The sequence below is a fragment of the Pseudoalteromonas sp. S3431 genome (assembly GCF_000690035.1).
GTDB classification, from domain to species: Bacteria; Pseudomonadota; Gammaproteobacteria; order Enterobacterales; family Alteromonadaceae; genus Pseudoalteromonas; species Pseudoalteromonas fuliginea.
Genome location: NZ_JJNY01000018.1, coordinates 1 through 24437, shown reverse-complemented (window position 1 = coordinate 24437; position 24437 = coordinate 1). Strand labels below are relative to the sequence as shown.

Sequence of the window (24437 nt, the reverse complement as noted above, 5' to 3'; positions counted from 1 at the left end):
TTAATCTGCCTGCTTACGTAAAAAAGCTGGAATATCAAAATAATCACCGCCTTCTGATTTATCCGCTTTTTTACCGCTTTGCGCTGAAGAGCTCGAACTACTTGAACTCGTTGAAGGCGCTTTTTCTTTGCTTTGCGTTTGTGCTTTAGCAGCATTTTCTTCAGTGTTTGTGTCTTGGCTTGCAAAGCTTGGTACGTACATACTACTTGCTTGGTTTGATGTGCTTGCAACATCAGATCCTGATGCCTTTTTAAAGCCATTATCAACAATACCAAACTGTGGACGACGATCACCGCCTAAACCTGTTGCAACAACCGTTACACGTAGCTCATCAGTCATTTCTGGGTCGATTACCGCACCAACAACAACCGTTGCGTTTTCTGACGCAAGTGCTTTAACGTGATTGCCAACAATTTCAAATTCTTCAATCGCAATGTCCATACCGGCGGTAATATTAACCAAGATGCCTTTAGCACCTGTTAAATCAACGTCTTCTAGTAGTGGGCTTGAGATAGCCGCTTCTGCAGCCTCCTGTGCACGATCAGGACCTGACGCAGACGCCGTTCCCATCATTGCAGTACCCATTGCAGACATTACTGTACGTACATCGGCGAAATCCACGTTAATTAAACCAGAACGTGTAATTAGCTCTGCTATACCCTGTACCGCACCAAATAATACGTCATTAGCTTTAGCGAAGGCATCTAGAAGAGTAGTCCCTTTTCCTAAAACCTTAAGTAATTTATTGTTCGGAATTGTAATAAGCGAATCTACAATTTCTGACAATTCATTAATGCCTTGATCGGCGGCTGCTGCACGTTTTTTACCTTCAAAATCAAAAGGACGTGTTACAACTGCAACTGTTAAAATACCAAGCTCTTTAGCAATTTTAGCAACAACCGGTGCTGCACCAGTACCTGTACCACCGCCCATACCTGCAGCTATGAATACCATGTCGGCGCCTTCAAGGCTGGCACGAATTGTATCGGCGTCTTCTTCAGCCGATTTACGGCCTACTTCAGGGTTTGCGCCCGCACCTAACCCTGAGGTTATTTGCGTGCCTAATTGAACTGTAATATCGGCAGCAGAGTTACGTAATGCCTGTGCATCCGTATTAGCAGCAATAAAGCGTACGCCTTCAATCTGTTGTTTTACCATGTGCTCAACAGCGTTACCGCCGCCGCCGCCCACGCCTATCACTTTTATGACAGCTTCTTCGCTGTGTTGTTCCATTATATCAAACATATTTACTCTCCGACTTGAGCATTAAAACTCGCCTTGAAACCATTTTGTAACACGGTTCCATAAATTATTGTTCCCTTCTGCTTTCGACTTTTGTGCATTCATCGATTGCATTGTACGTCCGTATTGTAACAAACCAACAGCAGTTGCGTACGAGGGATCATCTACATAGTCTGTCAAACCAACTATCCCAATTGGTTTTCCTATTCTAACTGGCATTTGGAAAATGTCTTCTGCCACTTCCATTGCACCAGTCATTTTAGCAGTACCACCTGTAACAACGAGGCCTGCAGCAATTTGATCTTCTAAACCAGAACGACGAATCTCTTCCATCGCAAGCTCAAATAATTCTCTAAAACGAGGTTCTACTACCTCTGACAATGTATGGCGTGACATCAATCTTGCTGGTCGTCCGCCAACACTTGGTACTTCAATTGTGTCTTCGCTACTTGCCATTTGGCTACTAGCACATGCGTATTGTACTTTGAGTGACTCTGCATGTGATATAGGTGTACGAAATATTTTTGCAATATCACCTGTAACCTGATTACCAGCAACAGGAATAACGGCAGAATGGCGAAGTGCACCATTAATATAAATAGTGATATCCATAGTACCGCCACCAATATCAAGTACTGCAACACCTAGCTCTTTTTCGTCATCTGTTAATACAGAATAACATGATGCTAGTGCGGTAAAGATAAGTTGATCGACTTCGAGACCACAACGTTCTACACATTTTTCAATGTTTTTTGCCATATCGTTTGAGCAAGTAATGATATGTGCTCGCGCTTCCATACGAACACCACTCATGCCAAGTGGGTTTTTAATGCCCTCTTGCATATCAATACTGTATTCTTGCGGCAATGCATGCAGCATTTTACGCTCTGCCGAAATAGGCACAGAGCGTGCAATATGAATGACATTTTCAATATCTTCATCGGTCACTTCAGTGTTGTTAATAGCAACCACACCACTCTCGTTCTGGCACTGAATATGCTTACCAGAGATACCAAGGTACACAGAACTAATACGACAATCAGCCATTAACTCAGCTTCGTCTATAGCTCGTCGAATAGACTCAGATACCAAGTTTAAATCGTTAACGCCGCCTTTATCCATACCACGAGACACTTGGCTGCCCACACCAACAATACTGAGTTTGTTATCTGCGGTGATTTCACCTACCGTGGCAACCACTTTTGAGGTACCAACATCTAATCCAATCACGAGGTTTCTTTCTGCTGACTTAGTCATGCCTTACTCTTATTTTGTAATTGTTCTTCTTGCATTGGCTTAAAGCTTACTGCAAGGCCGGTATCATACCGTAAATCGATTGTATCTATCTGTGCATTTTCAGGATGTTCCATTCTCGGGTAAACATCTATAAAGCGCTGAACTCGCTTGGCTTTATCTTTACGCCCTAAATTTAAACGTACACCATTATCTAACCACAGTTGCCATGAAAAACGCTCAGACAACGCTAAACTATTTAATGTTAACGCATTTACTTTAAGCATTTCATCAAACTGTTTAAAAGCTAACCATGCTTCTTGTTCACTGCCTTCTGGCCCGAATAATTGCGGTAAATCTACATTTAGTTTATCGCTACTAGCCTGAAAAGCTTCACCTTTTTGATTTAGTAATAAATCACTATTCCAATGTGCCACAGCATCATGCTCAACAACATATACTTGCAAAGTATCTGGCCATTGTTTACGTACTGACACTGTCGCAACCCAAGGTAAATCTTGCACCAGTTGTTGCACATGTTTTACATCAAGTTCAAAAAAACTACTTAAATCGGCTCTTTTTATTGCTTTTATTATTGCCGTTTCATCAGTGTACTTAGGATGCCCTTGCACTGTTAAATGCTTAATTTGAGCATCTTTATTTTCAACTAACCAATGCGAAATCCCCGCCGTGATCTGTATTAAGCCAATCACAACAATTAGAAAAAAGCTCACACCAAAAATGAGCGACCAATTTAGTTGCTGTTTGATTTTCTGAGCTTTTTCTAAAAGGGGGTGCATATTAAAGTGTTTGCTCCAAAATGCGAACAACTAATTGCTCAAAACTTGCCCCATTCGCTTTTGCAGCCATTGGTACTAGTGATTTTTCAGTCATGCCAGGCACTGTATTTACCTCTAGTAGGTAAAAGTGTCCTTGCTCATCTTGCATTGCATCCACACGTCCCCAGCCACTTGCACCTACAAGGTCAAATGCATCAAGTGAAATTTCTTGTAAGTGCTCTGTATCGTGCTTTGATAAATTTGCAGGGCAATGATATTGCGTCGTGCTTGATTGATACTTAGCTTGGTAATCGTAAAAACCATTAGGCGTGGTCATCTCAATTACAGGCTGTACTTCATCACCCAATACAGTAACCGTGAACTCTCGTCCTGTAATCCACTGTTCGACAAGTACTTGGCTATCAAACTTAAATGCATTAGCGAGTGCTTCTTCTAACTCTTGCGCATTACTTGCTTGTGCCATACCTATGCTTGAGCCTTCGTGCGATGGCTTAACCATTACCTTTTTAAACTCATCCATAATGGCAACTGCATCAAAGCCTTTTTTAGCATCGACAACCGCATAAGGGGCCGTACTTAGACCCGCCGATTTAAACAAGTGTTTACAGCGAATTTTATCCATAGCGAGGGCTGAGCCCAATACATTACTACCTGTGTAAGGCAGGTTCATAAATTCAAGCGCACCTTGTACGGTGCCATCTTCACCACCACGACCATGTAACGCAATAAAAACGCGCTCTACATTTAATTCTTTTAATTCCCACAAAGAACGACTTTGTGGGTCAAATGCAATTGCATCAATGCCACTACTTTGCAGTGCATTTAAAACAGCTTGACCAGATTTTAATGACACTTCACGCTCTGCTGAATTGCCACCTAACAGCACCGCTACTTTACCAAATTGTGTGTTTACCTGGGTCATACTTCACCTTGCTTAAGTTTTTCTATCGACATACCCGTTGCAGCTAAGGTTTTTACTAATTGGCCTATATTACCTGCGCCTTGGGTTAATACTAAATCGTTATTTTTTAGGCATCCACCGAGGACACCTGCAAGCTCTGAACTTGAAGCAACATGAAGTGGCTCTTTGCCACGTTGGCGTAAACTTCTACAGAGGCTTTTACTATCAGCACCGACTATAGGGTCTTCACCTGCGCTATACACATCAAGTAATAGTAACTGATCTACATCAGCAAGTACTTTTACAAAATCTTCGTACAAGTCGCGTGTACGAGAAAATCTATGTGGTTGATATACCATAACTAAGCGCTTATCAGGCCAACCTTCACGCACTGCAGCAATTGTTGCTGCAACTTCTGAAGGGTGATGCCCATAATCATCAACTAACATCACATTGCCACGCTCGTTTTCAAATTCACCATAGTGTTGAAAACGACGACCAATGCCTTCAAACTTCTGCAGCGCTTCTAAAATTGCATGGTTACCAATGTTTTGATCTTTTGCTACAGCAATCGCTGCGGTTGCATTAAGTGCGTTGTGTCTACCTGGCATATTCAACGTGGCAGTTAAACACTCACCTTGTTTGTTAGTTACTGTAAATGTGCACGTATTAGCTGATTGGCTAAAGTCGCTCATGCGGTAATCAGCATCCTTCGATTCGCCATACGTGATAACTGGGCGACCAAATCGCGGGATAAGCTCAGCAGCAACTTCAGAATCAATACATACAACAGCTAAACCATAAAACGGCAAGTTATGAATGAAATCTACATATGTGTCTTTCATTTTTTCAAGACTGCCGCCGTAAGTATCCATGTGATCTTCTTCAATATTTGTGATCACCGAAACCATTGGCTGCAAGTGTAAAAACGACGCGTCGCTTTCATCAGCTTCTGCTATTAAAAAATCACTTTTTCCTACTTTTGCGTTACTACCTGCGCTATTTAACAAGCCACCAATAATAAAAGTTGGATCAAGCCCCGCCTGTCCATAAATACTCGCAATTAGGCTTGTTGTCGTTGTTTTACCATGCGTCCCCGCAATCGCTATACCATGGCGAAAACGCATTAGCTCCGCGAGCATTTCTGCGCGGCGCACAACCGGAACTCTTGCTACTTTTGCTGCAACAATCTCAGGGTTTGTTTCATCAATAGCACTTGAAACAACGACTACGTTAGCATCTTTTACGTTATTTTCGTGATGACCAATAAATACCTCAGCACCGGCTTTAATTAAGCGATCTGTCATAGCGCTATGAGCAATGTCAGAACCTGTAATACGGTAGCCTTCAAATGCGAGTACTTCAGCAATACCGCCCATACCGGCACCACCAATGCCAATAAAATGGATAGTATCAATTCGACGCATTGCAGGTCGTGTGTGTTTTTCTTGTACTGATGCTTCTTTCACTTACACTCTCTTATTTGTTACTTGCTCACAGTGTGCTGCAACGCTTACTGTGGCATCTAAAATGGCTTGCTTTTGAGCATTTGCTGCCATTTGTTTAATTAATATAGGCTTAGCTAAATAAGGATTTAAAAGCTCAACAATTGAATGTTGATTAAACTGTGCTTGAGGCATTAACAAAGCCCCATTTGCCATTACTAAATACTGTGCATTCGCTGTTTGATGGTCGTCCACTGCATGAGGAAACGGAACAAATATAGCCATTTTTCCAGCCGCAGCAATTTCACTAACCGTTAACGCACCCGCGCGGCAAATGACAATATCAGCCCAAGCATAAGCCGTATCCATATCATCAATAAATTCAGCAACGTTTAAGTTATTACTATCAAAACTGTGTGCTTTATAAGCCTCTTTAACGCTGTGTAAATGGCCTTTACCTGTTTGATGCCACACACTAATTGCGGTGGTATTACTCAATACTTTAAATGCTTCAGGTAATGTTTGGTTAAGTACTTGTGCCCCAAGTGAACCACCCACTACCAACATATTTATTGGGCTTGATACATCACGCTTTGGTATATCAATAACACTTTGACGTACCGGATTGCCAACAAGTTCAGCTTGGCCATGCGCAAATGCACTTGGAAATGCCGCTAATACACGATTAGCACACTTAGCTAGCAATTTGTTACTCATGCCCGCTACCGCATTTTGCTCATGAATAACCAGCGGAATACCTAAACTTTTGGCAGCAATACCTGTTGGTCCAGTTACATACCCGCCCATAGCAAGTACGACATCTGGACGCTGTTTTTTTAAAACTTTACGTGCTTGCAATATGGCGTTAAACACCATAAATGGCGCTTTAACAAGACGTTTTATACCGTTACCACGAACACCCTTAACATCAATAAAATCAATGTCTATGTTATGCTTTGGAACAACGTCAGCTTCCATTCTATCAGGTGTTCCTATCCAGCTAACTTGCCAGCCTTGTTGTTTTAAATAGTCAGCTACAGCGATACCAGGGAAAATATGCCCGCCAGTTCCACCAGCTACAACGACTAATTTTTTACTCATCGCTTACCTCCGCGTGAAGTGGCTTGTTTTGTTGCCATCTTAGTCTCAAAATCTACGCGTAATAAAATGCCTGTGGCTATCGTCATAATCATTAAGCTTGATCCACCGTAAGAAATAAACGGCAGTGTTAACCCTTTTGTCGGTAAAATCCCCGCACTCGCACCTACATTAACCATGGTTTGAAACGCAAACCAAATACCAATAGCAAACGAAAAATAGCCTTCATATTCTTTGCCACACTTTAATGCTTGCTGACCAATTAATAGCGCTCTAAATACCAAGGTAGCTAATACCATTAAAATACTTACAACGCCGATTAAACCAAGTTCTTCACCTATAACAGCAAAAATAAAATCGTTATGCGCTTCAGGTAAATATTGTAGCTTTTGTACACTGTTGCCTAGGCCTTGGCCAAACCAACCACCTTGGCTATATGCCATTAGCGATTGCACCAACTGATAACCTTTACCAAAAGGATCATCCCAGGGATCTAAAAAGCCAACAACACGTGCCATACGATATGGCTCAACAATTATAAGTAAAACAACGAGGCCAACCCCCGTTAAAATAAGTACAAAAAACTGCCATAACTTAGCACCGGCTAAAAATAGCAGACCAACCGTAGTTACAAACATAACAACTACGGTGCCCAAATCGGGTTGCAGCAAAATAAGCAGAGCATATACCGCAAATACAGCAATAGGCTTTGCAAAGCCTTTAATATTTTCTTGTACCTCTTCGCGTTTTCTTACTAAATAGCCCGCAATATAACTAAAAAAATACAGCTTTGCAGCCTCAGCCACCTGAAAACCAACCGGGCCAATAGGGATCCATCGCCTAGCTCCATTCACTTCACGACCAATAATTAATACGGCTATTAACAGCACCATGCCTAATATTAATAAATAAGGGTTTGATCTTTTCCACCAATCCATTGGTACACAAACCGTTATCCAAAAAAGAACAAAAGCCATAGCTAAAAACATACTGTGACGAATAGTAATATGATACGAGTTATCAAATAATCGTTCAGCGGTCGGCATTGATGCGCTGGTTACCATGATAAAACCAACACCTATCAGCATTATTACGCAGTACAATAGCGGTACATCGTATAACTGCGCCGAAGGCTTAGGTGTTAATGCGTCTTTTATATCGGCAAAGGCAATCATACTTTCTCCGCCATAACGCACTCAACAAAGTCATCACCGCGTTGCATATAGTTGTTATACATATCAATACTGGCACACGCAGGGGCTAACAAAACAATATTGCCAGTACTACTAAGTACTTTGGCCAAAGCAACGGCTTCTTCCATATTGTTAGTTAAATAGCTCTTATTGGTAATCGCAGCTAAGTCACTTGCATCTTTACCGAAACAAATTAATGCTTTAACATGCCGTTGAATATAAGGTTTAAGGGCATTTAAATCAGCGCCTTTGGCATCACCACCTGCAATAACAATCAGGTTTTCACCATCACTAGCTAAGCTATCTATTGCTGCAATAGTTGCCCCAACATTAGTCGCCTTTGAATCGTTAAAATATTTTACACCATTAAATTCAGCTACAAATTGGCAGCGATGCGCCAACCCATTAAATTGGCTCAACGCGTTTACATATTGCTCTTTGCTTACTTCAAACGGACTTAAAAGCGCCATTACAGCAAGTGTGTTTAAATAATTGTGTTTCCCCACTACAGCAAGCGTACTCACTGGTAAAAAGGCATCGCCTTTAACCATAAAGTGAGTTTCGTTATTGTATTGCGCTAAATGGTAATCACCTTGTTGAACACCAAAGCTAATTTGGGGGGGTGTACTGCGCTCAACTGGATGCGTCTGACTATCGTCAGTATTAGCTACAATAAGCTCTGCACCGTCATAAATACTTAGCTTTGAGTCTATATAAGCTTGGTAACTGTCGTAGCGGTCAAGGTGATCTTCTGACACATTTAATACCGTTGCACTTATTGGCTTTAAGCTCTTTGTGGTGTCCAGCTGAAAACTAGATAGCTCAAGTACATACACATCAAAATCATCATTGAGTAAATCCAGCACCGCAGTGCCAATATTCCCACCCAAAGCAACTTTATAGCCGGCTTCTTTTAATACTTCATAAGCGAGCGTAACCACGGTTGATTTACCGTTGGAGCCAGTTACTGCAACAACCGGTTTTGTATTAATACGTGCAAATAACTCAACGTCGCCAATCACTTCAACACCTGCGTTAATTGCATCTGCAACAGCTGGTATTTTTAAGCTGAGCCCTGGACTTATAATAATTATATCGCTTGTACGAAGCTCTGCGTCATCCAAATTACCAAAGTGTGTATCTAGATTTGGTGCATGCTCTTTAAGCCAATCAATCCCTGGAGGGCTTGTACGGCTATCAACAACTTTTGGCATAAGGCTACGAGATAATAAAAAACGCACAATGCCCAGACCGGTAACACCGAGTCCGAGCACTGTTATTTGTTTATTTTTTATCTCGTTTAAATACTGCATTTATCGAATCTTTAATGTCGCTAGACCAGCGAGGACTAGCACAATAGAAATAATCCAAAAGCGTACGATAACACGTGGCTCCGGCCAACCTTTTAATTCGTAATGATGATGAATTGGCGCCATTCTAAAAATGCGTTGCCCACGTAATTTATACGATCCCACTTGTAATATGACCGAGAGTGCTTCCATAACAAATACGCCGCCCATAATAATAAGCAGTAACTCTTGGCGTACTAAAACTGCAATAATACCTAATGCACCACCAAGTGCTAATGAGCCAACATCACCCATAAATACTTGTGCTGGGTAAGTGTTAAACCATAAAAAGCCAAGCCCTGCACCCACAATGGCAGTACACACAACCACAAGCTCACTTGCTAGCGGTAAATGCGGAATATGTAAGTAAGCCGAAAAGTTAATATTACCTGTTAAGTAAGCAATAATTGCCAATGCTGCGGCGACTAAAATAGTGGGTACGATGGCTAAGCCATCAAGCCCATCAGTCAGGTTTACTGCATTTGATGTCCCTACTATTGCAAAATACGTAAGCACAATATAAAACAAGCCAAGTTGCGGTAATACATCTTTAAAAAATGGAACAACAAGTGATGTTTCAGAAGCTTGTGCACTGGTAAAATATAATGCTGTCGCTACCACTAACGCAATTACTGACTGCCAAAAATATTTCCATTTAGCAATTAAACCTTTTGGATCTTTACGGATAACTTTACGGTAGTCATCAACAAAGCCAACAATACCTAATGAGCCAATTACAAACAGCGTTGCCCATACATACTTATTCGATAAATCAGCCCATAGTAGCGTACTGGTAAAAATAGCCGCTAAAATAAGTAAGCCACCCATAGTCGGCGTACCCGACTTAGATAGATGCGATTGCGGACCATCGTCTCGAACCGTTTGACCTATTTGCATACGTTGCAAACCACGAATTAACTTAGGTCCTAAATAAAGAGACATAATTAGCGCAGTTAAAATACCTAAAATGGCACGTAGCGTTAAATACGAAAAAACATGAAAACCACTAAAATACTGGGTTAAATACTCTGCCAGCCAAACTAACATTATGATACTCCATTGATGGCTTGTTGCTGGCCATTAACTAAATCGGTTACTAATAATTCCATGCGAGAACTGCGCGATCCTTTCACTACTATTGTTGTTTTTGTATTCACTTTATTAATACTTTCTTGAATTTTTTGCTGCATTTGTTCACGGCTCGAAAAGTGGCGATTAGGGAGTTCAAACACATCACTTGCGCATTTACTTAATACACCTAATGTAAATAACTCATCAATCCCTTGCTCAAGTGCATACTCACCAACTTCTTGATGGTACTTACGTGCATCTTCACCTAGCTCCCCCATGTCTCCCAGCGCTAAAATGCGGTGACCTTGCATATCACTTAACAAGTCAATCGCAGCCTTTACCGACTTAACATTGGCATTATAGGTATCATCAACCACGGTGAGTAAATCAGACACTTCAATTAGATTAACGCGCCCTTTTACATCACCCATAGTGGCAAGTGCATTGGCTATTTCTTCAAGAGTTACATCAAATTCACTAGTAAGTGCAGCCGCAATAAGTGCGTTACTAATATTGTGCTTGCCAGGTAGCGCCAAAGTAACAGGGACTTGCTTGGCTTTAGTACAGAGCGTAAAGCTTGCACGCGCATTGGCATCAAGCGTGATATTCTCTGCCCAAATGTCGAGTTTTTCGGTTGTAGAAAAACGTTTAACATTACGCCCTTCAAGTTTATCTAACCAATACTGGCTAAATTCACTATCGCAATTAACAATGGCAACGCCGTCATCTTTAAGGCCGTCAAAAATCTCACCTTTAGCTTTTGCAACCCCCATTAAGCTGCCAAAGCCTTCTAAGTGAGCGGCTGCAACATTACATACAACGGCTACATCTGGTTTGGTCATTGCAGTTGTGTAGGCAATTTCACCTAAGTGATTTGCACCTAGCTCAATTACTGCAAAACGATGTTGAGGCTCTAAGCGCAATAACGTAAGTGGGACGCCAATATCGTTATTAAAATTACCTTTAGTAGCTAATACATCACCGTGAACCGACAAAATTGCTGCACACATTTCTTTTACGGTGGTTTTACCTACACTCCCTGTAATTGCAATTGTTTTAGGCGCCACTTGCGCCATAACAGCAGTGCCAATTACACCTAGTGCAATACGTGTATCGCTTACTATAAATTGTGGAATATCTACATCTACTTTATGCTGAACAATAACGCCAATAGCGCCTTTTTGTTTAGCCTCAGCTATAAATTTATGGCCATCAAAATTGGGACCTTTAAGTGCTAAAAACACTTCGCCACCGCACACTGTACGAGTATCAGTATTTATATTTAGCACTTGTTGATTATCACCTTGATAATCAGTTGTTAGCACATTGGCTAACCAATCAAAATCAATTGGGATCATTGTGTTATCCCTCTTACTGCTTTTTTTAGTTGTTCTTGTACATAACGGCGATCGCAAAAGTCGATGCGCTTATCGCCTATAATTTGATAATCTTCGTGGCCTTTACCTGCAATCAAAATAACATCATCAGCTGTAGCATTTTCTATAGCAAAACGAATTGCAGTTGCTCTATCAGCCTCTAAATGTGCGTCTTGAGGGTTCACTAAACCGCCAGCCACATCAGCAATAATGTCATCAGGATTTTCAGATCGCGGGTTATCGCTGGTAATAATAACTTTATTAGCATTTTGCTCAGCTGCTTGCGCCATTAATACTCGCTTACCTTTATCTCTGTCACCACCGCAACCAAATACACAACTCACACCACCTGGTACATGCTGTTGCAATGCTTGCAATGCAAGTGCAAGTGCATCGGGCGTATGTGCATAATCAACAACACACGTTGGCATGCCTGCTTGACTAAATGCTTGCATTCGCCCAGCGACTGGCTGTAACTGCGCACAACCTGTAATTAATTGCTCAAGCGGATAACCAAGCCCTAGCAATGTAGCGAGCGCTGCCATTAAGTTATATAAATTAAATTCGCCAAACAGAGGCGATTTAATTGATATATCACCCCAACTCGTCGATAACTGCGCCGAAATACCTACACTTGAATATTCAACATCAGAAAAATAGACGTATCGAGTATTCTTAGGAGCTAAGTTTTTGCGGCCATAACAAATTAGATTATTAAAATCATACTTTTCAAGCCATTGCTCCGCTTGAAAATCATCTTGATTAAGCACCACAACTTGCGGTTCAAAATCACGAAAAAGCATTAATTTTGCATCACCGTAACTTGCCATATCACCATGATAATCTAAGTGATCACGCGAAAGATTAGTAAACACAGCCGCTTTAAACTCACATTTAGCAACACGCTGTTGCACTAACCCATGCGATGACACTTCCATGGCGACTAGCTTTTTATGCTGTAAATTTAGATCACTCAAAATATGCTGTAAATCAACCGTTGAAGGCGTAGTATTCATCAGTGGAGTTAAGTTATTAGGATGTCCATAACCTAGCGTGCCAATAATCGCTGACTCAGTACTACAAAATTGCGCTAAGTGAGCAATCATTGCTGTGGTGGTTGATTTACCATTTGTGCCAGTCACACCAATTAAATCCAAAGCCTGACTTGGTTGGTTATAAAAGCGACTTGCTAATTCTGGAAGCTTTTTATCAAGCTCTGAAACTAAATATAGCGGTTCGAAACTTGTTTCAAATTCGCATAATCTGTCAGCAATAATCGCTGTTGCGCCATTTTCAATTGCTTTAGCAATAAATTGTCCGCCATCAAGTGAATGGCCTTTAATAGCAACAAATACATCACCTGGTGTTACCTCACGACTATCAATGCGTAAATGTTTTACCAGTTGCGAGGGCGCATCAATTTCGATGTATTTTAAAGTATCTCTTAAATCACGCATCGTTCTTTTTACCTTCCACGTAGGCAACATCTTCCTTGTCCGGTGCTACATTTAATATTCTTAATGAATTCGAAATTATTTCAGCAAATGCAGGCCCAGCGGTGGCCCCTCCGTAGTACACATCCCCGCCGGGTTCATTAATCATAACAACAACGGCTAATCGAGGATTACTTGCAGGTGCGACACCTGCAAAATAGCCAACATATTCGTCACCATAACCACCAACAGCTGCTTTTTTAGATGTACCTGTTTTACCTGCTGCCCGATAGCCATCAACTTTAACGCGACTGGCTGTGCCGCCCTCTTCAAATATACTTTCCATCATATGGACTACGGCTTCTACGTCTTTTTGTTTAAAAATACGTTCGCCTTCTGGTACATTATCTTGTTTTAAAATCGTTAATGGACGGTTGACTCCCCCAGCGCCTAACATGGCATAAAATCGTGCCATTTGGGCTGTACTTACTGCAATATTGTAACCAAATGAAAGCGCAGCAATTTCATGATCCGACCAACGGCGATTAGGGTAAAACAAACCACTGCTTTCCCCCACCATACCGGTGCCTGAATCTGAGCCAAACCCTACCTTTTGAAACAATCCCACTAAATAATCTTTAGGTACTAACTGCGTTACTTTCGTAACTCCCATATTTGAAGAGTATTTTAAAATTTCGCGCAGTGTCATCTCACCATGATTGCGAGTATCTTGAACTAAGCTACCGCCTAAACGCATCCAACCAGGGTAAGTATCAATTTTGTCATCGGCTTTAATTGCGCCGTAGTCTAGCCCAGCTAAAATGGCTAGGGGCTTAACAGTTGAGCCTGGTTCAAACAAATCGGTAATTGCGCGGTTACGGCGCTTATGCGGGGCAGCATCGCTTAAGTTGTTTGGATTAAACGAAGGGCTATTAACCATCGCTAATACTTCGCCTGTTTTTATATCAACAACCATCGCTGAACCCGATGTCGCTTTATAAGTAAGTACAGCAGATTTAATCGCTTTATAAGCGATGCCTTGAATACGTTGATCAATACTTAACTGAATACTTTCAGGTTCTACGCGTTCGCGCTCATCAAGCACTTCTACTTCGCGTCCTTGTGCATCTTTGCGTATAGTACGACGGCCTTCTTCGCCCGTTAATGCATTCTCATACAGCTTTTCAATACCTTCAATACCTTTGCCATCTATATTGGTGAAACCAATAATATGTGCAGTTACTTCACCGGCAGGGTAATAACGCTTAGATTCATCTAATAAATGAATGCCAGGCAAACGTAAGTCGCCAATATAATTTGCAACGGCAGGAGTTACTTGGCGTTTTAAGTAAACAAAGCGACGAGAAGGATCGTTAAGAAGGCGTGAATTAATTTTTTTCGGATCGGTACGCAGAACGTCAGCGAGTTCACGCCAGCGCATATCATTTTTGTAATACTGCACTGTACGTTTATCAAGTTCGACCGCATTGTCTGCAAGTGATTGTTGATCCTCGCCATTTTTACGCGCTTGCTTAATCACTTTAGAAACAAGTGATTTGTGAAGTGCTTTAGGATCTGCATACACACTCACTACCGGTACACTCACCGCGAGCTCTTTGCCATTACGATCAAAAATCATCCCACGCTGGACATGAAGTTTTTCGACACGTACGGTACGTTTATCACTTTCAGAACGGGCTTTGTCAGGTTCAATTACTTGTAAATAAGCAGCACGAGATACCAGTGTTACAAACACCATAAACACAACGCCACACACCAGCATAAAGCGCCATGTAATTAAGTTATTTACTGGTTTTTTGCCTCGATTTCTCATTGCAGTATTATTACCTGTTCATCTTGACTCGTTGGTCGTTTCATTTTTAGCTGTGATTTCGCAATTTCTTCGATACGTGCATGCTGTGAATAAAATTCCTCTTCAACTAATAAATAACGCCATTCTAAATCAAGTTCATCACGCTCTTGGAGTAACGAATCTTGTTCAATAAGTTGCCCTCGAGCAAGATGTGTTACTTGTACCACAGTTAAACTTGACGCGAATATCACAACCAACAAGGCCGAGGTAAGCTTATTAGCTCCTAGGCCTTTAACAATTTCAAAAAATAAATTAGGTGGTTGACGATGATTCGCTTTTATATTCATTCCAGCCTCTGAGCAATCCTAAGTACAGAGCTACGAGAACGCGGATTACGCTCAACTTCAGCGGCACTTGGCTTAATCGCTTTACCCACTGCCTTTAACGTCAGATTTTTATTTATTTGTGCGTCAGTTAAAGGCAGACCTCTGGGTAATACTTCTCCCCGACTCTGTTTTCTAATAAACTGTTTTACAATACGATCTTCTAATGAATGAAACGAAATAACAACCAAACGACCACCGGGTTTAAGGACCTTAATTGCAGACTGCAATGCCGTTTGAATCTCTTCAAGTTCGCTATTAATATAAATACGGATCGCCTGAAAAGTACGAGTAGCAGGGTGTTTAAACTTATCTTTTACAGGTACTGCTTCATCGACTAAATCAGCTAACTGCTTAGTCGTAGTAATTGGCGTGTGCTCTCTAATCTCAAGTATTTTATGCGCAATACGCTTACCAAATTTCTCTTCACCCAGCTTTTTAATTACATGGGTAATATCATCCAATTCAGCTTCAGCTAACCATTGGGCTGCACTGCGACCACTTGTTGGATCCATACGCATATCTAGTGGGCCGTCTTTCATGAAACTAAAACCACGCCCAGCATCATCTAACTGTGGCGACGACACACCTATATCTAATAAAATCCCGTCGACTTTACCAATGAGATCGTTTTGCTCTGCTACTTCGTAAAGTTTTGAAAAGCGAGTATGTGCAATTGCAAATCGCGGATCATCAGCAAACTTTTCAGCTGATTGTATTGCCTGCGGATCTTGGTCAATCGCTTGCAAACGACCTTCATTACCAAGGCGTGCTAATATTTGCCCTGAATGACCGCCACGTCCAAAAGTGCCGTCCATGTATATGCCGTCTGGCTTAATTGCAAGGGCATCTATGGTTTCGTCCATTAAAACGGATACGTGTTCAAATTGCGCTGTCATTAGCTATTATTTGCCTTTTATTGTGCTGTTAGAGAGTGAAATTATCTAAATCAGGGTGAGGTTCAAAATCACCAAGCCTCTCAAGCTCAGTATCTTGGCGCATTTGTTCGTTCCAACGCGCCTCATCCCAAATTTCAAACTTATTCATCAAACCAACCAACATTATTTTTTTGCCTAGATCTGCATGTGCACGCAATGAAGGCGCTAACAAAATCCGACCATTTTTATCAAGTTGATATTCTGTGGCATTCCCTAGCAACATACGCTGCATACGTCGAGCTCGTGGATTCATATTTGAAATTTTAGCTAAACGATTTTCTATTTCTTGCCACTCAGCAAGCGGATATAACCATAAGCACGGCTCATTTAGCGCAACAGTACAAATAACAGTTCCTTGGTCTTCAGATAGCAGAGATTCTCGGTACTTGGTTGGTACCGCAAAGCGTCCTTTATCATCCAAACTCAGTGAACTTGCGCCACGAAACATAAACAGCCTGCTTTAAATTATTTTAATCGCCTAGCGATTACTTTGATCCAGTTTGATCCACTAAAAACCACTTTTTACCACAGTCCTCCAGTTTAGGGCTTGACAAGCCTTTTTGTCAAGTAAGCTGACCAGCTTTAACGAGTCTCAAAGCTAGAAAAAATAAGGGTTCAAGCAAAGCGATTGAATTACGTGGGAAAAAGTGGAATAACAGCGAAAAAAAAATTTACTTAGTTTTAATATGCTTATTTCTACATGTTCTGCTTACTGAATAAACAATGAATATTTACAGTTTTTTAAGCATTTTCACCTTCTTTGTAAAATTTACCTAACCGTGTAGTAATAGTTACTGTTTTTTTAAATTACCAACCTTGACAAAACCAGGGGGAAACAAAAAAACACCTGAAATTCAACAGGTTAAAATAAAAGTTAAATTTGGTTTAATCATTGCATCATCTAAATCACTACTTAAATTTTTAACTTATTAAGGATTGATTATGGCTACTGCAACAAATACGAAACCAAACACAACTTCAGATGTTAAGCCTGACGTTAAACTAAAAAATACTGACTCGCCACTTACAGAGAAAGCCACATCAGCGGCGCACGATGCTGTAGATGCACTTTCTAGCAAAGCAGCAACAGCTGAAAGCAGTGTTCGTAAAGGCGCTTCTAGTTCAGCAGAAGCACTAAGCGAAAAACAACTTATTGCACGCGAAAAGCTGAGCGAATGCACTGCAAAAACGCGTGCTTTCGCTTCTGAAAACCCATTAGCAACTGCGGGCATTGCTTTTGCTGCTGGTATGTTAATTACATCATTATTTCGTCGTAAGTAATCAGTGATGAATAACCCACAAACAACCGCAACCAAGGATGGTAACGCGCAAAACCAAGCTACTGAGCAGCCAAGCCAAAAGGACTATTGGCAAGATCATATTGCAAAGCTTTTAGAGTACTCTAAGCAACTCAAGGATGATTACCAGACCCAAGGAGAGATCACCCATCAGCTTGCTAAAGCTGAATGGCGGTTGTCGCTTAGATCGCTTGCATTGATCACTATATTTTTAGGCTGTTTTGCCAGTGGCTTGGTTTTGTTGTGGGCAGGATTTCTAGGTGCTGTTGGATACGGTGTATATGATCTCTTTGGGTCGGTATGGCTGAGTATTGCAACAGCTACTTCACTGCAAGTTGCTTGTTTAGTATGGCTTTGGAAAAACACAGTTTACCTAAGCAATAAAATTGGTTTTAGTAAAACACTTAAAAGCTTAAAGCAGCTATTAAATTTACATGGGAATTAGTATGTTAGTAGATAATTTGATTAAGGCCCCAAACAAAAACGTTCAAGCTCTTAGTAAGCAAATGGATATGCGCAGTGAATTAAAACGCCAACACCATGCGGCGTTTCAATATCGGTTAAAACGTTTTGCAGCAACTAAAGTAGGACTAACAAGTGCTTTTTTAGCCGGTGCTGCTGTACAAGCAGGGAAAAGCGAAACCAGCTTGGTTAGAAAATATGGCTGGCTTGTTAGGCTACTCGCTTAAAGATAAATACCTCTACCGTGATCAGATAAGTAATCAATACTTGGACCACTTGGCACAACTTGTGTCGGGTTGATCATTGTATGGCTAAAATAGTAATGACGCTTAATATGATAAAAATCAACTGTTTCAGCCACACCTCTAACTTGATATAGCTCTCTAAGGTATCCGCTCAGTGCAGGGTAGCTTTCAATTGTGCGTAAATTACATTTAAAGTGACCAACGTACACACTATCAAACCGAATCAACGTAGTGAATAATCGCCAATCAGCCTCGGTGAGTTTGTTTGTGGCTAAATAACGCTGCTTGCTCAGTATCCCCTCTACTGTATCGAGTGCTTTAAATAAATCATTAAATGCCTCTTCATACGCATCTTGAGTTGTTGCGAAACCCGTACGATAAACTCCATTATTTATATCTGGATAAATCAACGCGTTTAATTCGTCAATTTTTAGTTGCAATTCTTCAGGATAAAAGTCATCGGTATTGCCTGTTAATTCATTAAATGCACTATTGAACATACGTATAATATCGGCAGACTCATTACTGACAATTTTATTTAGCTTTTTATCCCACAATACGGGAACGGTTACCCGCCCGGAGTACTTTGGGTTATTTTTTGCATAAACTTGATGTAAGTAATTACTATTAAATAAAGTATCGCCAGTACTGTGGTTTTTCGTATCAAAAGCCCAACCACTATCAAGCATATCAGGGCTAACAACCGACACAGTAATTAAATTTTCCAACCCTTTTAACGCTCTAAATATAAGCGTTCGATGCGCCCAAGGACACGCAAGTGATACATATAAATGATACCTGTTCGCTTGTGCTTTAAAACCGGCCTCGCCCGTTATTCCAGCACTGCCATCAGCAGTTATCCAATGACGTAACTGCGCAGCTTCACGCTCAAACTTTCCGTTACTTGAATCGGTGTCGTACCACTTATCTTGCCATTGACCATCAACTAATAATCCCATGAAACTCTCCTAAAAATAGGGTTAAATTTTGCCGAACTCGCCGTTTTGATAATCACGCACTGCTTGCTGTACTTCAGCTTGCGTCGTCATTACAAACGGCCCCATGTGAGCAATCGGTTGATTAAGTGGATCGCCTGCTAAAACCAAAACACCAGCGCCTTGCTCTGAGGTAATATTAATATTACTGTCTGGCTCTAAAATAAGTAACTTACCAGCTGGGATTGTTTGATCGTCGCTTGTTATTATTGAGCCGCTATGAATATAGATCATTACTTTTTGTTGGCTAAGAGGCTCCAAATGAACGCTTTTACCGGCGGGTAATGTAATGTCAGCAAGTAGAGCATTAGCAGCTAAACCCTGCAAACTACTTGTAAGCGTTTCACTTTCGAACTGCCACGATCCCGCAAGTGCTTTTAACGTCACACCGTGTGTATTTGTAAAACTCGGAGCTGAATTTTGCGTAGTATCTTGATAACATGGATCGCGCATCTTATCCAAACTTGGCATGTTGATCCAAATTTGAAAGCCATGCAATCCATCAACGGTATCAGCGAGTGGCATCTCACTGTGCATAACGCCGCGCCCTGTACTCATCCATTGCACATCACCTGCTTTAATTGCTTTTTTGTTACCCATTTGGTCACGATGTTCAAAGCCACCTTTTAAAATATAAGTAAACGTTTCAATCCCTCGATGGGGATGCTCTGGAAAACCTCCCATATAATCTTTTTTGTCGTCTGACTTAAGTTCGTCAATCATTAAAAATGGATCTAAATATTTACCATCAAATCCTGGGATACGACTAATACTTACGCCATCGCCATCTTGAGTTGCATAAGCTGTAAGCACTTTTGATATTTTCATTTTTTAATTCACTTTAAAAAAGAAGTTGATGAGGGTATTAAATCATTCATTAAATAAAACAACTATGTCTTTAAATTGGTCATAACATTCTAAAAAATAGAAAGTTATGCTTTATTGTTCATATTTCAAACCTTGTATTACCGTGGTTATTTTTACTTATTTTTTAAATATCCGCTTTATCAATTACTTAAATTGCTGAGTAATTGATTGTTAATCCTGAAGTACTAATGCAAAGTTGTTTAATAATGATTAGTAAAATTAGAATGCAGCTTGCTTTCGACGGCTTTGGTACAGGCTCCTCATCACTTACTTACAATAAATGGATACGACTACTTAAAAATAGAAATGATTTTATGGCGTTTCGAAAAATAAAAAATCATTCTATCTAAATAATCCAACAAAAAGTTTAACTGTTACGCAATAAATAATGAGTCTATGCGGTCAAGTTATGCAATCAGATAAAAGTGGTAGTAGGATAAAATATGGCGAAAGCAACACTAGAGCAGTGGAGAATGTTTAAGGCTGTTGTTGACCATGGTGGATTTGCTGGTGCAAGTGCAGCTGTTCATAAAAGCCAGTCAACGGTTCATCACGCAGTACAAAAACTAGAAGTCGCTTTGCAAATTAAATTACTTGAAGTAAAGGGTCGCAAAGCCTTTTTAACAGACAGCGGTAAACTTATTTTACGCCGCGCAGAGTTTTTAATTGAAGAAGCGAGTAAAATAGAATCTGTCGCCAATACGCTCAGCGAAGGTGTGGAGAGCACATTAAAAATTGCAGTTGATGAAGTATTCCCCCACCCCATTTTGTATCAAGCACTGGCCAGAACCAGTGAACTTTTCCCGCTTTTAAAAATCGATTTAATAGAAAGCGTGTTAACGGGCGCTAACGAGTTATTAAATAATGCCGTTGTTGATTTAGCTATTTCTTCAATTCCTATTTACGGTATTAGTTGTAACCAGCTTTGTGATATAGAATTTGTCGCTGTAGCACACCCAAATCATCCGCTGCATCAGCGCACAGAGACTTTGTCATTTCGTGATTTAAAATTGTATAGGCAAATTGTAGTTCGTGATTCTGGCACGCAAACTAGCCATGATGAAGGTTGGCTAGGCGCAGATATGCGCTGGACGGTTAGTCATTTACGAAACTCTATTGATATGGTTAGCCAAAATTTAGGTTATGCATGGCTTCCTCGTACACAAGTATCTCACCTAATTGAAGAGGAAAAATTAAAAGTACTAAATCTAGAGCAAGGGACAACCCGTGCCCTTAAGTTATATTTAATGTGTAATGACACAGACAGACTAGGGCCTGCTGCACAAGAGTTTAAAGAGCAATTAATTAACCTGAGTTTAGATTAACAATCTTTAACTCATCGCCCTAAGTTATAGTAAATTAAATCACTTGTTTTTCACATCGAGGTGGTCGGCTACATATGCGCCTCGATTGCCTCTTTTTTTTGCGGGGCCTATTGTGCTGTCTATCGCCGTTTGTTGTTCCGTTGCGGCGTTAGTCGAAGCGCCTAAAATAACAATATAGGCACTTATATAAAGCCACATTAACATAATAACTACCCCACCTAACGAGCCATAGGTTTCGTTATAGCTCGAAAAACGCGACACATAAAATGAAAAACCAATAGATGCCAAAATCCAAAGCATGGTAGCAATGGAGGATCCTATTGTGATCCAACGCCATTTAGCTGGCTTTCGGTGCGGGGCGTAGCGATATAAGAGCACTAATGTAAAATTAAATATTAAAGCCAATAATGGCCAAGAAATAAGCTTGATCAGTAAATCTATGCCTTCTTTAAGTCCAACTAAGTTAAGTACAATTGGCAAGATACCAATAATGATAAGTGAAAAAATAGCAACGATAATCGCACCCATAGAAAATAAAAAGCGCACTAGTAACGCTTTAAAAAATGAGCGTTTTTCGTATTCTCGATAACTAATATTACACGCAGTAATAAGCGCCTGACTCCCTTTAGAGCTACTCCAAATAGTAAGTACTAAAGTTCCCAATGCACTGATACTTAAACTAGCGTTTGAACTTTGAGCAAGACTTGAAACTTGAGACAAAATGAGTTCTCGTGAGCTGTCAGGTAATAACGTAACAAACAAACTCAAATGTTCACTAATATCAGTAGGAGAGGAAAAATAAGCATAAATAGAAACAACGGCGGCAATAGCCGGAAAAATAGCAAGCAGTGCATAAAACGCAACTCCTGCAGCAACAAGCGATAAATTGTCCTCGTTCATTTGCTTAAAAATACGCTTAACAATATCCCACCAACCTACTACAGGAATATGCACAGGTTGCGCTGCTTGCTGCCCTCGTTTAGTCTCTTTCATTCTAAATCCCAAAATTTGTGTTACGTTATCTCAGCAAAATGTTTGCCAAGTTATATTGAACATTTGGTACTAAACTTGCTGCTAACAATTATAAAAACTAAACACGGATGACAGCCATGCCCAGTAGCCAAGCAAACAACATAGTACAAAATAATGCCCCTCTCATAACACATAGTTTTGAAGGTGATATACTTTCATGGCATTTTTTCCACGAACAAAGTCTGCAATTACTGCACGCAACAGCGCAAATATTACCCACTCTATTACTTGGCACAGTCCTTTTAGTACTAAGCTATTTAATCGCAGGGCCGCTTTCGCGACTACTTATAAAACCCATCGATTATATGACCGACAGTAAACTCGTTCACTTAGTCGCAAGGCGCAGTATTAGCACCTTAATTATTTTATTAGGCGTGTACTTATTTTTACGTTTAGCTGGGCTTACTGAGTTTGCAGTCGCTATTATGAGTGGAACAGGATTAATAGGCTTAATATTAGGTTTCGCTTTTAGAGACATAGCAGAAAATTTCATCGCCAGTTTATTACTAAGCATACAAAGACCTTTTAAAATTGATGATGTAATAGAGGTAGATAATCGCTTAGGGATCGTTAAAAAAGTAACCGCACGGGCAACAACACTAGTGGATTACGATGGTAATCATATTCAAATACCAAATGCGACTGTGTACAAAAACACCATTAAAAATCTCACCGCCAATCCCAAAATGCGCGGTAAAGTAGAAATAGGTATTGGCTATGATAACGATATACGCAATGCACAAACTCTCGCACTCGACATTGCCAATCAGCAAAGTGCCGTACTAAGCGACCCACCAGCGCAAGTATTAATAAAAAACCTTGGCTCATCCACTATTAACTTTACCTTGTTCTTTTGGGTTAATAGCGAGCAGCACAGCCCATTAAAAGTAGGCTCACAACTTATGCGAGAACTTGTCAACGAATTTACAAAGCACAATATCAGCATGCCTGACGACGCAAGAGAGCGTATTTTACTTACCCCTGCTAACGAAACTATTTTTGGTTCAGAGCAAAAACAATCACCAAAAGTAAAAAACATAGTTAACGAAACAGACGATAAAACTAAAACACTCGATGATGTGAGCAGTGATACTGACGAAATACGTGAACAAGCAGATAAATCAAGAGATCCTGAACAAGGAAAAAATATTATTTAACCTGAACTCTGATTAAGAGATTTTCAGTGAAAACAAGGCTAATTTGCGCGTTAATAGCTGGCCTACTGCAAATAAATTTAATGCAGTTAGCGCTGACAATAACTGCTTGAGATAGATTTATTATCCAGAGTTCAGGTTCTTTATTATAAACACTGCGCATTTGCAGCTTAGCTTGCTAAAATAGGAAAAAATATGTTTTAAGTAAAACAATATGGCATTAACTACTACCTATACACTTGATAGACCTTACTTTTATGAATGCTTCGATGAGTCGCTTCCTTATAGTAAACGTGCGCAACCTAAATATTTTCTACTCGTGCTATTAACAGCACTGGGTTTGTTTGGTATTTATGGTTTAAATGATCATTACTTAGGTTCTTTTTTAATCATGCTGGCAATTCTTGAATGCGTTGCCTTTTACTATCGTCGTCCTTGGTGGGTAACCAGACAAATGCTCAGCAGAGCGTCTGGCTCAGAAGTCACCCTTACTTTTGATGAAGAAGGCATTAAATCGGTTAATCATTACAAAAACTATCAATTAGTATGGCAAGATATAAACGAAGTTATAGATACAGAGCGCGGATTATTATTAAAAAATAAACGTGGTATGCAATATATTTCAAAACAAATTTTAAGCCCCGAAATTATTAATTATATAAACAAAAAAGCCACTCAATGAGTGGCTTTTTTGTTTAGCTAGGTAAATTACTCAGCTATTTTATACCAATCTGCTTATATATGAGGTCTATTTAACGTTGAGAAAATTACGCTAGAACTAGGC

The 24437-nt window shown here is 40.3% G+C and carries 24 protein-coding genes; 6 read left to right on the top strand and 18 right to left on the bottom strand.

The features are described from left to right. Genes ftsZ through mraZ form a run of 15 tightly spaced genes read right to left on the bottom strand, consistent with a single transcriptional unit; the run spans position 1 to position 16723 of the window. Positions 1–1245, bottom strand: a complete 1245-nt coding sequence (gene ftsZ / locus DO88_RS13625) for a cell division protein FtsZ (protein ID WP_007376971.1) — start codon at positions 1243–1245, stop codon at positions 1–3. Between the two features lie 21 nt (positions 1246–1266). Then, positions 1267–2499 (bottom strand): cell division protein FtsA, encoded by a 1233-nt coding sequence (gene ftsA / locus DO88_RS13630; RefSeq protein WP_033023600.1) that lies wholly within the window; start codon positions 2497–2499, stop codon positions 1267–1269. Next, positions 2496–3275, bottom strand: coding sequence for a cell division protein FtsQ/DivIB (locus DO88_RS13635; RefSeq protein WP_007376973.1), 780 nt, complete (start codon positions 3273–3275; stop codon positions 2496–2498). Before DO88_RS13635 ends, ftsA begins: the two co-directional genes overlap by 4 nt. Before the next feature lies 1 nt (position 3276). After that, positions 3277–4197 carry a D-alanine--D-alanine ligase gene (locus DO88_RS13640; RefSeq protein ID WP_007376974.1) on the bottom strand — a complete coding sequence of 307 codons (921 nt, stop codon included), beginning with the start codon at positions 4195–4197 and terminating at the stop codon, positions 3277–3279. Next, positions 4194–5645 (bottom strand): UDP-N-acetylmuramate--L-alanine ligase, encoded by a 1452-nt coding sequence (murC, locus tag DO88_RS13645; protein ID WP_033038361.1) that lies wholly within the window; start codon positions 5643–5645, stop codon positions 4194–4196. Before murC ends, DO88_RS13640 begins: the two co-directional genes overlap by 4 nt. Next, the gene (gene murG / locus DO88_RS13650) at positions 5646–6722 is read right to left on the bottom strand and encodes an undecaprenyldiphospho-muramoylpentapeptide beta-N-acetylglucosaminyltransferase (protein ID WP_007376976.1); all 1077 of its coding nucleotides are present in this window, start codon (positions 6720–6722) and stop codon (positions 5646–5648) included. It lies immediately after the preceding gene. Continuing rightward, positions 6719–7894, bottom strand: a complete 1176-nt coding sequence (gene ftsW / locus DO88_RS13655; protein WP_007376977.1) for a cell division protein FtsW — start codon at positions 7892–7894, stop codon at positions 6719–6721. Before ftsW ends, murG begins: the two co-directional genes overlap by 4 nt. Then, positions 7891–9225, bottom strand: a complete 1335-nt coding sequence (gene murD, locus DO88_RS13660) for a UDP-N-acetylmuramoyl-L-alanine--D-glutamate ligase (RefSeq protein ID WP_033038359.1) — start codon at positions 9223–9225, stop codon at positions 7891–7893. Before murD ends, ftsW begins: the two co-directional genes overlap by 4 nt. Then, on the bottom strand, positions 9226–10308 hold the full coding sequence (gene mraY / locus DO88_RS13665; RefSeq protein ID WP_007376979.1) for a phospho-N-acetylmuramoyl-pentapeptide-transferase: 1083 nt from the start codon (positions 10306–10308) through the stop codon (positions 9226–9228). Continuing rightward, positions 10308–11690 carry a UDP-N-acetylmuramoyl-tripeptide--D-alanyl-D-alanine ligase gene (locus tag DO88_RS13670; RefSeq protein WP_033038358.1) on the bottom strand — a complete coding sequence of 461 codons (1383 nt, stop codon included), beginning with the start codon at positions 11688–11690 and terminating at the stop codon, positions 10308–10310. The genes mraY and DO88_RS13670 overlap by 1 nt, the downstream gene beginning before the upstream one ends. Further along, positions 11687–13165, bottom strand: a complete 1479-nt coding sequence (murE, locus tag DO88_RS13675; protein ID WP_033038357.1) for a UDP-N-acetylmuramoyl-L-alanyl-D-glutamate--2,6-diaminopimelate ligase — start codon at positions 13163–13165, stop codon at positions 11687–11689. The genes DO88_RS13670 and murE overlap by 4 nt, the downstream gene beginning before the upstream one ends. Continuing rightward, positions 13158–14975 (bottom strand): peptidoglycan glycosyltransferase FtsI, encoded by a 1818-nt coding sequence (locus tag DO88_RS13680; protein WP_007376982.1) that lies wholly within the window; start codon positions 14973–14975, stop codon positions 13158–13160. The genes murE and DO88_RS13680 overlap by 8 nt, the downstream gene beginning before the upstream one ends. After that, positions 14972–15301, bottom strand: a complete 330-nt coding sequence (gene ftsL / locus DO88_RS13685; RefSeq protein ID WP_007376983.1) for a cell division protein FtsL — start codon at positions 15299–15301, stop codon at positions 14972–14974. The genes DO88_RS13680 and ftsL overlap by 4 nt, the downstream gene beginning before the upstream one ends. Beyond that, positions 15298–16236, bottom strand: a complete 939-nt coding sequence (gene rsmH / locus DO88_RS13690) for a 16S rRNA (cytosine(1402)-N(4))-methyltransferase RsmH (protein WP_007376984.1) — start codon at positions 16234–16236, stop codon at positions 15298–15300. The genes ftsL and rsmH overlap by 4 nt, the downstream gene beginning before the upstream one ends. A 28-nt stretch (positions 16237–16264) precedes the next feature. Then, complete coding sequence (gene mraZ, locus DO88_RS13695) at positions 16265–16723, bottom strand: division/cell wall cluster transcriptional repressor MraZ (protein ID WP_007376985.1); 459 nt, start codon at positions 16721–16723, stop codon at positions 16265–16267. Positions 16724–17217: 494 nt separating this feature from the next. Between mraZ and DO88_RS13700 the strand changes: the two genes are divergently transcribed. The 3 genes from DO88_RS13700 to DO88_RS13710 are packed head-to-tail and all read left to right on the top strand — an operon-like array spanning position 17218 to position 18262. Further along, a complete protein-coding gene (locus DO88_RS13700) occupies positions 17218–17556 on the top strand; it encodes a hypothetical protein (RefSeq protein WP_007376986.1) in 339 nt (112 codons plus the stop codon). 6 nt (positions 17557–17562) lie between these two features. Continuing rightward, complete coding sequence (locus DO88_RS13705) at positions 17563–18018, top strand: hypothetical protein (RefSeq protein ID WP_033038356.1); 456 nt, start codon at positions 17563–17565, stop codon at positions 18016–18018. A 1-nt stretch (position 18019) separates the two neighbouring features. Beyond that, the gene (locus DO88_RS13710) at positions 18020–18262 is read left to right on the top strand and encodes a hypothetical protein (protein WP_007376988.1); all 243 of its coding nucleotides are present in this window, start codon (positions 18020–18022) and stop codon (positions 18260–18262) included. On the opposite strand, the gene DO88_RS13715 is transcribed toward DO88_RS13710, so the two are convergent. Continuing rightward, complete coding sequence (locus tag DO88_RS13715; RefSeq protein ID WP_033029899.1) at positions 18259–19239, bottom strand: glutathione S-transferase family protein; 981 nt, start codon at positions 19237–19239, stop codon at positions 18259–18261. The two genes, DO88_RS13710 and DO88_RS13715, sit on opposite strands and share 4 nt — an antisense overlap. Positions 19240–19260: 21 nt before the next feature. Then, the gene (locus DO88_RS13720; RefSeq protein WP_033038355.1) at positions 19261–20103 is read right to left on the bottom strand and encodes a pirin family protein; all 843 of its coding nucleotides are present in this window, start codon (positions 20101–20103) and stop codon (positions 19261–19263) included. Between the two features lie 482 nt (positions 20104–20585). Here DO88_RS13720 and DO88_RS13725 point away from each other — a divergent pair, with 482 nt between their 5' ends. Further along, positions 20586–21467, top strand: a complete 882-nt coding sequence (locus DO88_RS13725; RefSeq protein WP_007376992.1) for a LysR family transcriptional regulator — start codon at positions 20586–20588, stop codon at positions 21465–21467. Between the two features lie 39 nt (positions 21468–21506). Here DO88_RS13725 and DO88_RS13730 read toward each other — a convergent pair whose 3' ends face one another. After that, positions 21507–22460 carry a YihY/virulence factor BrkB family protein gene (locus DO88_RS13730; RefSeq protein WP_007376993.1) on the bottom strand — a complete coding sequence of 318 codons (954 nt, stop codon included), beginning with the start codon at positions 22458–22460 and terminating at the stop codon, positions 21507–21509. 116 nt (positions 22461–22576) lie between these two features. On the opposite strand from DO88_RS13730, the gene DO88_RS13735 reads away from it, so the two are divergent. Both DO88_RS13735 and DO88_RS13740 read left to right on the top strand, forming a co-directional pair. Beyond that, positions 22577–23656, top strand: a complete 1080-nt coding sequence (locus DO88_RS13735) for a mechanosensitive ion channel family protein (RefSeq protein ID WP_008135008.1) — start codon at positions 22577–22579, stop codon at positions 23654–23656. A 211-nt stretch (positions 23657–23867) separates the two neighbouring features. Then, positions 23868–24335: a YcxB family protein gene (locus DO88_RS13740; RefSeq protein ID WP_033029897.1), complete on the top strand. Its 468-nt coding sequence runs from the start codon at positions 23868–23870 to the stop codon at positions 24333–24335. The last annotated feature ends 102 nt before the right edge of the window (positions 24336–24437 follow it).